Source organism: Limosilactobacillus panis DSM 6035 (assembly GCF_001435935.1).
Lineage (GTDB): Bacteria > Bacillota > Bacilli > Lactobacillales > Lactobacillaceae > Limosilactobacillus > Limosilactobacillus panis.
Genome location: NZ_AZGM01000068.1, coordinates 1 through 13035 on the forward strand (window position 1 = coordinate 1; position 13035 = coordinate 13035).

At 43.0% G+C, this 13035-nt stretch carries 11 protein-coding genes and 2 pseudogenes; 2 read left to right on the forward strand and 11 right to left on the reverse strand.

From position 1 onward, the window contains the following. Positions 1–48: 48 nt before the first annotated feature. The 11 genes and pseudogenes from FD32_RS04800 to FD32_RS04850 form a co-directional block, all read right to left on the reverse strand. Positions 49–369 carry a glycosyltransferase gene (locus tag FD32_RS04800; RefSeq protein WP_235803769.1) on the reverse strand — a complete coding sequence of 107 codons (321 nt, stop codon included), beginning with the start codon at positions 367–369 and terminating at the stop codon, positions 49–51. A gap of 7 nt (positions 370–376) precedes the next feature. Further along, positions 377–1018 carry a sugar transferase gene (locus FD32_RS04805; protein ID WP_235803770.1) on the reverse strand — a complete coding sequence of 214 codons (642 nt, stop codon included), beginning with the start codon at positions 1016–1018 and terminating at the stop codon, positions 377–379. 55 nt (positions 1019–1073) lie between these two features. After that, positions 1074–1827: pseudogene (locus FD32_RS04810) on the reverse strand (tyrosine-protein phosphatase). A gap of 5 nt (positions 1828–1832) precedes the next feature. Then, on the reverse strand, positions 1833–2597 hold the full coding sequence (locus tag FD32_RS04815; RefSeq protein ID WP_047767256.1) for a CpsD/CapB family tyrosine-protein kinase: 765 nt from the start codon (positions 2595–2597) through the stop codon (positions 1833–1835). Between the two features lie 15 nt (positions 2598–2612). Beyond that, on the reverse strand, positions 2613–3404 hold the full coding sequence (locus tag FD32_RS04820; protein ID WP_047767254.1) for a YveK family protein: 792 nt from the start codon (positions 3402–3404) through the stop codon (positions 2613–2615). Positions 3405–3415: 11 nt separating this feature from the next. Continuing rightward, positions 3416–4435, reverse strand: coding sequence for an LCP family protein (locus tag FD32_RS04825; RefSeq protein ID WP_082126016.1), 1020 nt, complete (start codon positions 4433–4435; stop codon positions 3416–3418). A gap of 436 nt (positions 4436–4871) precedes the next feature. After that, complete coding sequence (locus FD32_RS04830) at positions 4872–6026, reverse strand: THUMP domain-containing class I SAM-dependent RNA methyltransferase (RefSeq protein WP_047767252.1); 1155 nt, start codon at positions 6024–6026, stop codon at positions 4872–4874. 59 nt (positions 6027–6085) lie between these two features. Further along, positions 6086–6894 (reverse strand): annotated as a pseudogene (locus FD32_RS04835) (aldo/keto reductase). Between the two features lie 10 nt (positions 6895–6904). Then, positions 6905–7189 (reverse strand): hypothetical protein, encoded by a 285-nt coding sequence (locus FD32_RS04840; protein WP_053002995.1) that lies wholly within the window; start codon positions 7187–7189, stop codon positions 6905–6907. Between the two features lie 281 nt (positions 7190–7470). After that, positions 7471–7899 carry a universal stress protein gene (locus tag FD32_RS04845; RefSeq protein ID WP_047767248.1) on the reverse strand — a complete coding sequence of 143 codons (429 nt, stop codon included), beginning with the start codon at positions 7897–7899 and terminating at the stop codon, positions 7471–7473. A 3-nt stretch (positions 7900–7902) separates the two neighbouring features. Beyond that, on the reverse strand, positions 7903–9327 hold the full coding sequence (locus tag FD32_RS04850; RefSeq protein WP_047767246.1) for an amino acid permease: 1425 nt from the start codon (positions 9325–9327) through the stop codon (positions 7903–7905). A 526-nt stretch (positions 9328–9853) separates the two neighbouring features. Between FD32_RS04850 and FD32_RS04855 the strand changes: the two genes are divergently transcribed. Together FD32_RS04855 and FD32_RS04860 are read left to right on the forward strand one after the other, a co-directional pair. Further along, positions 9854–11200, forward strand: a complete 1347-nt coding sequence (locus tag FD32_RS04855) for an SLC45 family MFS transporter (RefSeq protein WP_047767243.1) — start codon at positions 9854–9856, stop codon at positions 11198–11200. Beyond that, positions 11200–12966: a glycoside hydrolase family 13 protein gene (locus FD32_RS04860; protein ID WP_047767241.1), complete on the forward strand. Its 1767-nt coding sequence runs from the start codon at positions 11200–11202 to the stop codon at positions 12964–12966. Before FD32_RS04855 ends, FD32_RS04860 begins: the two co-directional genes overlap by 1 nt. Positions 12967–13035 lie beyond the last annotated feature (69 nt).

The window sequence follows — 13035 nt, forward strand, 5'->3', positions numbered from 1 at the left end:
AAAGCCCTGAACCACAATGATTTCATTGCAATTCAGGGCTTTCAAGTTTCAGTTACTATAACTAATATCATCCGAATCCATCCTCGCAAACCAGTTATTAGATATATATTTAACACCAATTTTTGAGGCATAACCTCTTCCATGGTTTTCTTTTAAAGATACTATTTTATAAACATCTTTATATTGAGTCTTATGCTGTTCAATGATATTATCCAACATATTACCCAATTGCCCATCTTCAACTATTATAATTTCATTTGGAAAAAAAGACTGATTTTCTAAACTACTTAATGATTTATCAAGATTTTCTGGCTTTTCTTTTTTGTATACTGTCATTAGAACCGAATAGTCAGTTACACTATTTTTCAAAGTACACTCACCGCCTTTTTCCCTCATGTACTCCACGTCTGACTATAACATCAAAGATTGTCTTGCAAAATATCGATATATCCAAAAACACACTAATATTTAACGCATATTTACCATCATAAGCGGCTTTATTTTCGTCAGTAATCTCGTCTCTTCCATGAATCTGTGCTAAGCCAGTTATTCCTGGAAGAACCTGTGAAGCACCATACTCATCACGCATTGCCAGAACCTTTTTTTCATTAGGAATGAGTGGACGCGGTCCAATTATACTCATGTCACCTTTTAGAACGTTGAATAACTGTGGTAATTCATCTAAACTAGCTTTACGAATCACACGTCCAATGGTAGTAATATATAACTCAGGATTCTCAAAATTCTCTGTTGCCATTTGATGTGGTGCATCTTTTCTCATCGATCTAAACTTAAAAATTGTGAACGGAATATTATCTTTGCCAACTCTAATTTGTTTAAACAGAACCGGCTCTTCAGGCGAATCTGTCTTTATTAAAAGTGCAATAATCAGCATCGGCAGTGCCAATATAACAATTGCAACCAAACTAAAAATAATATCGCATATTCGCTTGAAAAAATCACGATACAAACGAAATGACTGATCATTCGTAGACTCGCTGTTTTTCCCTTTTATCACTTACATTGGCACTCCTTACCCCTATACTAAAAAAATAATTCCCCGATGTTAAAAGCTAAAACAGCCAAAATTTTTTCTTCCTTTTTATTTTTTTTATTTCATTCATCAAAACATTTTCACCATTAATAATAGACCGCGCATTTTGCTGATATTGTTCAACCATTTTCTGACCAAATTCATGTTTCATTTTATCAAATGCTTGAAGCATCTCATATCTACGTCCTGGCAAATCATGAGCATCTGATGCAAAGACATATCCCTGACCTGCTTCAATCAATCGATGACTAAAATTTTCTACCTTCTTGCCAAATGTCCCTACATAAGAACTAGCTGTAATCTGAGAAAGACATCCTTTTTGAAGTAATTGATAAATCAAATCAGGTCGCGCCATGATCTCGGTATTTCTTTCCGGATGAACAATAACTGGTATAATTCCTCGCTGCTGTAAGTCAAAAATCATTCTGTTCGTATAGTGAGGCACATCATCGTCCGGGAATTCTAGCATCATATACTTTCCAGCCGTATCTGCAAATAAAATATCGTCTTTATCTAGTGCTTCCAGTAATCGTCCATTAATCCGTACTTCTTGTCCCGGAAAGACTGTCAGCGGAATATTATAAGCATTAATCTGTTTTTGGAATTCCTTTGTCCGCCGGATTACGTCCATAACGGCCATTCATGTGATGGGGGGTCAAAAGAGCATGTGTCACACCATTCTCCGTAGCCTCACGTGCCAAGCAAAGTGATATCTCCATACTCTTAGAACCATCATCAATCCCCGGTAAAAGGTGACAATGAAGATCAACCATGACCATTACTTGTCATCTCCATCATTGCCATAACCATATCCGTAGCCATAACCATATCCGTAGCCGTAACCGGCACCACCATCACTAACCACGTCGTTCATAACGTAACCCAGTAAGTTAGCGTGAGCCATTTTCAAAAGCTCAACTGCCCGCTTAGCTCCTAGTTTTTGAGTTTGTCCCTGATTAACCACTAGGACCACTGCATCTAGGTTATGCGAAATAACTTGAGTATCCGTAACTTCCAGCATTGGTGGTACATCGACAATCACCATATCGTAGCGTTCCCGCGCTGCTTTTAGAAAATCTTTCATCCGTTGTGAGCTTAACAATTCAGCTGGATTTGGTGGAGTTGGTCCACTTGGTAACAATGATAGATTATCAATACCGCTTGGTTGAATAATCTTGTTGAGATCAATTGAGTGAGCATGACTCGTTAGAATCGTTGTCAATCCTTCACGATTATCAAGGCTAAATGTCCAATGCAGGGTCGAACGTCGTAAATCGGCGTCGACCAGTAAAACCCTTTGTCCGGTTTGTGCCCATACAATAGCCAAATTATCCGTTACTGTTGACTTTCCCTCTGACACATTGGCTGAGGTCAATGCCAATGTCTTGATTGGGTGATCAATCGCCATAAAATTAATATTTGTTCGTAGGGTTCGGAATTGCTCGGAAATCGGGCTCTTTGGATGAACCGCTGTAATTAATTGTGCACCATTATGAATGGTTTCATTGGATTGGTTCCTATTTCTATGATGAAAAAGTGACATTCTGCTTTTCTCCTTCTAGACCCGTCGTTCTGCTTGTTTATCGTTTTCAAGTCGTGTCTGTTTTGCTTGGAAATTATGATTCAAATGGAAGTGATCGATGTGCCCAAGGTTAGTTAAGCCCAGTTCCTCGGTCATAAAGTCATCATCCTTGATAGTCGTATCTCTTAATTCTCTAATAATAAGATAAATGACATTGAGTAGCAGTCCAAGCACAGCACCTATTAAAGTAAATAGTTTTATATTTGGAAAAGATGGACTATCCGGCGCCGTTGCCCGTGAAACAATGGTAACATTGTTGACCGACATGATCTTCTTGATTTGTCTTCTAAAGACATGTGCAATCGTATTAGCTGTCGCTGCCGACAGATTTGGGTCATTTGTCTCAACCGCCACCGAAAATACTTGAGAATTCTGCTGGGTATTAATCTTAATTGCATCTTTCAATTTAGAAACAGGCATGTTGTAGGAGCGACCATATTCACGCGCAATCTTGGCACTGCCAAGTTCATTACTAACCTTATTTAAGATTACTTGGTTAGTAATGATGTCTTTGTAAGTATTAATCATCTGAATATCAGCTTGCTGATTATTATAAGCCTGTCCATTATTATCATTAGTATGCTTCTGATTAACCAAAATTTCGGTAGTAGCTGTATACTTTGGCACCACTACAAACTGTGCTACCGCAAAGCCCAATACTCCGGCCAGTAAGGTCCATACGATTAACATCTTAAAATGCTTACGCAGGAGTGCCATTAAGCGGCTCAAGTCAATCGTATTCTTCAATTCTTCTGCTGAATTATTCAACGCTCTTCTCCTTAATTCTTCAAGCTATTCTGTAACAAGTCCGTAATTCGTTGTTGCTCACTGGTTGGAACAATCTCGTAGTCCTGACCGTCCTCATCAGCACCATGCCCTTGAGCGTGGTCCTGAACAATGTTGGCATTACTACCGCGGTAGTCCTTCGCCAACGTGACCATATTGTTAAAGGTCAGGTCGGTTTGGGAACTATCCGAGATGGTCCGCAGGAAGCGCTGATTAAGCACTGTCTTATAGGAGACGGACTTCTTCAGCAGAGCCGTAATAACTAGCCGCTGCCGTTGTTGCCGGCCGTAGTCCCCTTGCGGATCATCATAACGCATCCGGCTGAACTTCAGGGCGTTGCTACCATTCAGATGGTAGGTCTGGCCCTTGGTGAAGTGGGCACCTTCATAATCAAAGGTCAGTGGTGACTTCACGTCGACTCCTCCAACCTGGTTGATAGCCTTTTCTAGGCCACCCATGTTGACCAGAACATAATAGTCAATTGGAATGTTGAAGTGCTTCTGTACCGTCTTAACACTCTCCTTGACGCCGCCATAAGTGTAAGCCGCGTTGATTTTGGCCGGTGAGTCATCTGGATAGTCCGGCAGGTTAACTTTCATATCCCGGGGCAGGCTGACGATCGTGGTCGTCTTCTTCTGCGGGTTCAGGGTCATGATCATCATGGTATCTGTCCGCCCCTTGTAGTTTCGCCCAAGGGCCCCCGTATCAGTCCCCAGTAAGAGGATTGATACCGGCCGCCGCTTTGCAAGCACCTTGTCGGCATCACGTTGTTTAGTGATGCCGGCGCTGTTGTACATGTCATTCGTCGTGACTTTTAAGTTTCGCCATGCAATTGCTGCAAAGAAAATCGCAAAAAGCAGGAGAATCCCCACGGCCCACCAAAAGATATTCTTCAGTATCCGTCGCCGGTGGTGGTGACGATGATGGCGGTGGTGGTGGTGATGACGAACAACTTGTTCATTCAACGACTGCTGACCCGCTAATTCATCTTTAGTATCATTGTTCTCTGACATCGACTGTCTTCTCCTAATTTCTTCGTATACGTAAAAACACTTTTAATAATTTTTTAACAACTTATATTTTATTTCTCCTGGTCACGACTTACAAATCACCAATAATTTAAAGTTTGGGTATTTTGAAATCCAATTTTTCAGTTGATAATTAAATTACTTTACCTATTTAAGTGGGTGCAATATCATGCTAACGGGCTTAAAATGATATTGCTACGGTGCCAAAATTAATTTCTCGCCACTGATAAGAAAAGGCAAAATTTTTTAAAATTCATTTAATTTAACGTCCGATAAGGAGGCTTTCTAGGCAAAAATTACTCATTCAATATGCCAATTTATGTCTTACCACGTAATCTTTTGGTGCATACAAAAAAGCCAGCCGTTAAGCTAACTTAAAATAATTATTCCATATTTTCTAACCGGTTTTCCTATTTGTATATCATCTCACTGTCCTAAACTTACTCCGGTCCTTATGACCCCAGAATTGGAAAAGGTCGGTCCGCAAAGCACCATTATACAGCTTCCGCCGCTTGGTTGCCTTTGCCCCGTAGTACTTCTCAAATTCCAAATCAGCGGTCAAAATGTACTTGCTCCAGGTCGTCAGTGGTCGGTAGAGCTCCCCCATCTGCCGGTACAATTCGTGGACAGCCGCATGGTCACTCAGCCGTTCCCCGTATGGCGGGTTGGCCACGATGACCCCGTTGCACTTGTCAGTCCGCCAGTCCTTTAGCGCCAATTGCTTAAAGGTAATGTCATGGGTCAATCCAGCGGCCCGACAGTTCTCTTCAGCAATCTCCACCATGTTTTGGTCAATATCATAACCATGGATGTCGAGTTTGACATCATAATCCGCCTTATCATCAGCCTCATCACGGACGTCATCAAATAAGCCCGCTGGCGTTAAGTTAACCCACTGCTCACACGCAAAGGCCCGGTTGATCCCCGGAGCAATGTTATGTCCCAGTAAAGCGGCCTCGATTGGAATCGTTCCTGAACCACAAACCGGATCCACAAACGGGTTATCGGGAAACCAGTGGGCAAGCATCACCAGCGCTGCCGCCATGTTTTCCTTCAAGGGAGCGCCCCCCTTATTCTTCCGGTAGCCCCGCTTGAACAGGCTCTCTCCCGTCGTATCCAGGGTCAACATTACCTGGTCCTTGTTAATTGCAACTTCTAGCGGGAACAGGTTCCCCGTTTCTGGCAACCGTGTCCGCCGGTGGTACACCCTACTCAGCCGTTGGACAATCGCCTTTTTCACAATTGCCTGAACGCTGGGAACATTATGGAGCTGAGAATGGTGACTGCGACCCTCCACCGGGAATTCGGCATCAACCGGGAGAAATTCTTCCCACGGTAACGCCGTCGTGTTTTCAAAGAGCTCATCAAAGGTCCGGGCAGGAAACTCGCCGACAATAATCTTGATCCGGTCCGCCGTCCGGAGCCACAGGTTGGTGGTTAAAATGTCCCGCATGTCGCCGGTAAAGCGCACCCGGCCGTTTTCAACCTTGGCTTCGTAACCTAACTGGCGGAGTTCCTTGCCGACCAGGGCCTCAATCCCGGCCGCCGCCGTTGCCATTAATTGATATTTTTGCAAAATCAAATCTCCTCGTTATTCAATGTTAACCCTATTTTACCCGATGAGCATAAAGAATGCTAATACTGGTCCTCCTGCATCGTTGCTGGCCAGCCGACAATTGCCTGCCGCTTATCCAAGCTTTCCAGCAGCCGCACATCAGCCGGGGCTAAGGTAAAATCAAAAATCGCTAAGTTATCTGCCATATGCTGCGGGTCCAGGGTCTTTGGAATCACAACGATCCCTTCCTGGTTTAAGAAGCGCAGGGTAACCTGGGCCGGTGTCCTATGGTAACGCGCCGCCACCTTCTGCAAAACCGGCTGATCCAAAAAGCCGGGCTGGTTCTCACCCAGTGGTGCATAAGACTCGTGAACCATCCCCCTGCTCGTCAAATAGGCGTGCATCCGCTTTTGCTGCCAGAGCAGGTGGGTTTCAATCTGGTCAATCGCCGGGGCCACGGTTGCTCCATCGATAATCGCTTGGACCTGGGAAGCGTTGAAGTTACTGAGGCCGATTGCCCGCACCTTGCCGTCCTGGTAGGCGTCTTCTAGTGCCCGGTAGGTCTCGTCATCGTTCCCGGTCGGCCAGTGGATGATCACCAGGTCAAAGTAGTCATGGTTAAACCGTCGCAACGATTCGTCTAAGCCTGCCTTGGTGGCCGCGTAGCCACTAGTCTGCACCTTGGTGGTGACAATCTGGCCAGCCCACTCTCAGTCAAGGCCTCGCCGACCTCAGCCTCGTTGCCATAATACTGGGCCGTGTCAATTAGGCGGTACCCCGTCTGCAGGGCCAAGAGGACATTTTTCGTTGTCTCCTCCGGTGCCGTTTGGTAGGTTCCGTACCCCACTGCGGGCATGATAATCCCGTTATTTAGTTTAACCTCCTTCATTATTACCATCCTATTCCCAAAAATCTTCAAAGTCCCGTGACGCCGCCGTCGTGCTATCCGCCTGAACTACGTTGCCCTTGACAATCTTCAAATCATCATTTTCCGCCGCAAAGTGGTAGCTAATCCCCCTTTGCTTTTCATAATCGACGGTGGTCACCTTTCCAGAAAAGTACCACTCATCACTAAAATCGATGTAGTAGGTGACCCCAGCTTTGACCACCTTTGCGACTGCCTGACCCGGTTCAGTTGGCACTTGGTATTTGACCTTGACACCCGTCGGCCCTTTCTCCGCCACAAAGGCTAGTTGGTCTCCTTCATGGAGGCCCAAGTGGTCTTTCAACCAGCTTGCGGCATGATCAGTTACTTCTAATTTTATTTTCGTCCCACCTTTTTTATTAAATTTAACATATCTAGTCAGTAATCGGAAACGATTCCCACTAGACGCAAAAAGTCTTCAGCATTCGAATGAATTCGGACCGTACAATACCCCTTAGTCTGTTTTAAAGTGTAAACTTGACAGGGCACAGTACCGAAATCTTTACACTGAAATGTAATTAATCATGGAAATTAAATTATTTACTTAACAATTAGGACGTCACAGGAGGAATGCCGAACGACATAACCGCTATGTGATCCCTGAATCATTTTCTCAACTACATTAATGCCAGTATTTCCTAATATGATTAAATCAATTTGATTTTCTTGGGGAAACTCTTTAGCCAATATGACCTTGATGTTTCCAACTAAAACCTTACTAACAACATTAAGTTTTTGAGCCTGTGCTTGATCAACATATGGTTTAATTCTTTGCGTGATTTGATTATACAGATCTCGATAAAAATCTTCATTAACACCAAAAGAAGAATCCATACCACGATCACGATTAACAATCCAAATTATATAAAGTGTAGCTGATAAAGATTTCGATAAATCACATCCTACCTTAAAAGCTCGATCAGCTTGTTCTGAACCATCTAAGCCAACTAATATTCGCTTATAAGTCATATGTCATTCTCCCTTTTTATCCTTAATAGTTGCATGGCGTCTACCATAGCCAAAGTAAATAGCCATACCGATTGCCAGCCAAACTACAAATCGTAGCCAAGTTTCCCAATTTAGTCCGGCTATAAGCGTAATACAAAAAATAATTGCAATAATTGGGGTAATTGGAACTCCTGGTGCCCGAAAGCCTCGATGGATTTCAGGATGGGTACGACGCATTAGAAGAACTCCGGCAGAAACTAAAATAAAAGCAGTTAAAGTTCCGATATTGACCAATTCTGATAAAATATTTAAATTGATAAATCCACTTGCTAACGCTGTAATAATTCCAAAAAACCAAGTTCCTTTAAAGGGAGTTTGATGTTTTTGATCGACTTGACCAAAGAATTTGGGAAATAGACCATCTCTCGACATTGAGTAACTAATTCTTGATTGCCCATATAGTTGAACCAAAATAACGGTAGTCATGCCTAAAATAGCCCCCACGCTAACAATAATGGATAACCAAGTTTGTCCCGTTTTGGCTAAAACAGCTAAAATAGGAGCATTTAAATACTTAATAAAAATAGTATATTTAACAACACCAGTCATAGTCAATGTCATAATGATATAAAGTATCGTTGAAATTAATAATGACAGTAAAATTCCCCGTGGTAATGTCTTACTAGGATTGATAGTTTCCTCAGCACTGGAAGATACGGCATCAAATCCGATGAAAGAGAAGAACACAATAGATGCAGCTGGAATAATACCAGATGCAGTTCCATTGTGATAAGAATACCAACCAAATGGACTAAAAGGATGCCAATTTTGTGGCTTAATAAACCAAATTGTACAAATAATAAATAAAACAATAACTGCTAGTTTAACTAGAACCATTGTGTCATTAACTCGCTTAGTTTGAGTAATCCCAATTGAAATAATCCAAGTAATAACTAGGATAATTAAAAAGGCTGGTAAGTTAAAAATTGTATTGACTCCAGGAGTTGTTCCTATTGCAGCAGTTAATAAGGTGGGAATACGGATTCCCATATTACTTAATAAATTAACAAAATAACCAGACCAACCAACTGAAACAGTTGCCGCGCCAAGAGCATACTCTAAGATTAAATCCCATCCAATAATAAAAGCAATAATTTCACCAAATGCAATGTATGAATATGTGTAGGCGGATCCGGCAACCGGAGCCATTGAAGCAAATTCAGCATAGCATAATCCAGCAAAGCCACAACATATAGCCGCCATAAAAAATGATAAAGCCAAGGCAGGCCCAGCTGTTAGGGCTCCTTTACCAGTTAGAACAAAGATTCCAGTCCCTATGATGGCACCAATACCTAAAAAAGTTAGATCCCAAGTTTTTAAGGTGCGCTTTAAAGGTGAGGCGTGTTTAACAAGATCATTAATATCTTTTTTACGGAATAATGATGACATATGTTCACTTTCTTTCCTTTTTCTAATCATTTTATCATTTTTTTGTAATTTGTAAAGAAAGTAACGTGTGATTAATTTTTCCGTCGTTGAATATGTTCCTATTCAAAACACCCCCTAAAGATGACACTTTTATTATTTCTACGAATAGTCAAGTATATTAGGGTGTTTCTTTGAATTTAATTTAAGAAAAGAACTGAAACTTGAAAGCTAATAATCACGCCAAAGGCGTGTGGTTATTGGCTTTCAAGTTTCAGTCTATTAAATCTAATTTTCAATACACGACTTAAGAGCCAACGGACTAAGAACAGATTAATAATAGACTTGTGAAGTTGCCATTTTTAAATCCGACGTCAAGCGTCATATAAAAATACGACATGTCAACTTCATTACTAAGCTTAGTCTGTTTTAAAGTGTCAACCCTAAGGGGTATTGTACGTGTGCAAGCGGTTGCAAAAACAGATGGAGGAATATATAATAAGCATAGACGTTTTGAACTTATTTATTTTTTATGGAGGTTTTATTACTTATGAATCGAAAAAAGTTAAATAAACGTTTGCCTTCGCTTGCATTTTCGGTATTAATGCTGATGACGTTTGGGAACCTGGGGACTTCGATGGCCTTTGCTTTGCAGAGTGCTAACATGGGGCGGATCTTCCAAACCCTGGGGGCGGACCCAACCAAGCTAGGATGGTTTTTCATCCTGCCGCCATTAGCAGGGATGGTTGTTCAACCACTGGTCGGCTACTTTTCCGACCGGACCTGGATTCCTAAAATTGGGCGGCGGCTCCCTTACTTGATTTTAGGGACGATTGTGGCTGTCATTGTGATGTGCCTGTTGCCGAACTCCGGCTCGTTTGGTTTCAAGACTTCGACTGCGCTATGGTTCGGCGCGGTAGCCATCCTATTTATGGACCTGTCTTCAAATATGTCGATGCAGCCATTCAAGATGATGATTTCTGACATGGTAAACGATGAACAAAAGGACCAGGCTTGGTCATGGCAGACGATTTGGGGAAACATCGGGTCCGTTGCCGCTGACCTCTTCCCGTTTTTGTTGACCTGGATTGGGGTTAAGAATATTGCAGCTAAGGGTGAATTACCAGATTCTGTTAAGTGGTCATTCTATATTGGAGCTGCGATTTTAGTTGTTTCATCAATCTTTACTATTTGGAAAGTTGACGAATATGACCCAGAGACTTATGCCAAGTACCACGGCTTAGACCAGGATGCTAACATTAGTGAAAACTTCTTCACAATTATTAAACATGCGCCGAAGGTCTTCTGGACTCTCGGAATTGTTGAATTTTTCTCTTGGACTGGGTTCCAGTACCTGTGGACTTACGGTGCCGGAACGGTGGCCCAAAATATATGGCACACAACGAATGCTTCTAGTGCTGCTTACCAAGCAGCCGGAAATTGGTTTGGGGTTCTGTCGGCCGTTGAAGTTGCTGTAGCAATTATTTACGGTTTGATTTTACAAAAACTAAATGACCGGATTCGAAAGCCTGCCTACGCCTTAGGGATGATTTTAGGCGCCTTAGGCTTCTGGGGCTTGTCTGTTGCGCCGACTAAGCTATTATCGTTCGTTGCTTTTATTGGTATCGGGATGTGCTGGGTTACGATCAACTCCATCCCGTTCACTATCCTGACGAATGCCCTGGATGGTAAGCATGATGGTACTTACATGGGGTTATTCAACTGCTGGATCTGCTTCCCGCAGATTGTTGCTTCTGTTTGCTCCTTTGCTCTTTATCCGTTATTGGGCAACTACATGCCACACATGCTGGTCGTAGCTGCTGTCCTAGCACTGATTGGGGCATTTGCGGTTTACGTTGTCAAGGAAACCTCTGTTGAAAAGGGAGATATTGACTAATGAAACTTGCTGCTATCTACCACCGGCCGGAAAGTGAAATGGCCTTTCTTTATGACTCTCAGACGATGCATATCCGTTTACGGACTGCTAAAGATGACGTAAAAGCGGTCCAGCTATTGCACGGTGACCCTTACAGTCTTCGCAGCCTGGCGGGAATTAAACCGCCATTTTATACCAAACCGACGCCGATGAAGAAAATCTTGTCAGATGACCTCTATGATTATTGGCAGATTGCGGTTACCGAGCCGAAAAAGCGCTTGGCGTATGCCTTTGACATCACTGGCGCTGATGGGACGAGGACGGTTTATACCGACCGGGGCTACCTTCAGCCAGATGACCACGCGGCCTTGAATGATTTAAATACCTACTTTCGGATGCCCTTCTTCCAAGAGATTGATATGTTTCACGCTCCAGAATGGGTAAAGAAAACGGTTTGGTACCAGATTTTCCCCGAGCGCTTTGCCAATGGTGATCAGTCCAACGACCCTGCTGGTACTAAAAAGTGGAATGCCAATGACCATCCTGGTCGTCAGGATTTCTATGGCGGTGACTTGCAGGGTGTACTGGACCACCTTGACCACCTTCAAGCATTGGGTGTCAATGGGATCTACTTTAACCCGCTTTTTAAAGCCCCTTCTAACCATAAGTATGATACAGAAGACTATTACCAGATTGACCCCCACTTTGGTGACGCCGCCTTATTTAAGGAAGTGGTTGCCCAGGCTCACAAGCGGGGGATTAAGGTAATGCTAGATGCCGTCTTTAACCATATTGGTGATAAGTCGCCGCAGTGGCAGGACGTCCTTAAAAACGGCCAAAACTCGAAATATGCTGATTGGTTCCATGTTAATAAGTTCCCAGCAACTTACACGCCGACCAAGAACTTTGAATTTACCCCGGATGCAACCTACGATACCTTTGATTACACACCGCATATGCCGAAACTCAATACAGCTAACCCAGCAGTGCAGGATTACTTGTTGGGAATTGCCAAATATTGGATTGAGGAATTTGATATTGATGCTTGGCGGCTGGATGTGGCCAATGAAATTGACCACCACTTCTGGAAGAGGTTCCACCAGGAGACAATGGCCCTCAAACCAGATTTTTATATCCTAGGTGAGATTTGGCATACCTCGCAGGCGTGGCTGAACGGGGACGAATTTAGCGGGGTAATGAACTACAGCTACACCGGTGCTATTTTGGACCACTTCATCAACCACCGGCTTAGTGCGGAACGAATGATTGATCAGCTTAGCAACCAGCTGATGAAGTACCGTGACCAGACTAATCAGATGATGTTTAATGTCTTGGATTCTCATGATACAGCGCGAATTATGACTCAGGCCCACGATAACCGGGACCTAGTCAAGCAAACTTTTGCCTTTACATTCTTGCAACCTGGAACACCGTCGATTTATTATGGTACCGAGTACGGCATGGATGGCGATAATGACCCAGACTGTCGGAAACCGATGAATTGGGTGCCAGATGATGATGGTCAGGATATGTTTACTTTCTTTAAAAAGTTAGTGGCATTGCGACGGAACAATGCAGACTTGATTGAAGGCGGCATGGTTGTTCTTAAAGTCTTGCCGACAGGACTGGTGGAAATTTCTCGTATGGGTGCCGGAAAGGTTCTTACGGGGATTTTCAACACTACGAATTTACCAATTAAATGCTTAAGTACCGGTCGGTTACTTCTTAGCCAGGGCGTACAGGATCACCAATTGATGCCAAATGGGTTTGTGATTACAATGAAATAGCAAGTCTGAACTTAGGGTTCTACAATTTTAAGTACTGATGGATTTAACATCAGTGCTTATTTTGGTTTA

What these genes read in the sequence shown, in the direction of transcription:
- FD32_RS04815 (WP_047767256.1), bottom strand. Translation starts at nt 2,597, where the DNA reads ATGTCACTTTTTCATCATAGAAATAGGAACCAATCCAATGAAACCATT.
- FD32_RS04825 (WP_082126016.1), bottom strand. Translation starts at nt 4,435, where the DNA reads ATGTCAGAGAACAATGATACTAAAGATGAATTAGCGGGTCAGCAGTCG.
- FD32_RS04845 (WP_047767248.1), bottom strand. Translation starts at nt 7,899, where the DNA reads ATGACTTATAAGCGAATATTAGTTGGCTTAGATGGTTCAGAACAAGCT.
- FD32_RS04850 (WP_047767246.1), bottom strand. Translation starts at nt 9,327, where the DNA reads ATGTCATCATTATTCCGTAAAAAAGATATTAATGATCTTGTTAAACAC.
- FD32_RS04855 (WP_047767243.1), top strand. Translation starts at nt 9,854, where the DNA reads ATGAATCGAAAAAAGTTAAATAAACGTTTGCCTTCGCTTGCATTTTCG.
- FD32_RS04860 (WP_047767241.1), top strand. Translation starts at nt 11,200, where the DNA reads ATGAAACTTGCTGCTATCTACCACCGGCCGGAAAGTGAAATGGCCTTT.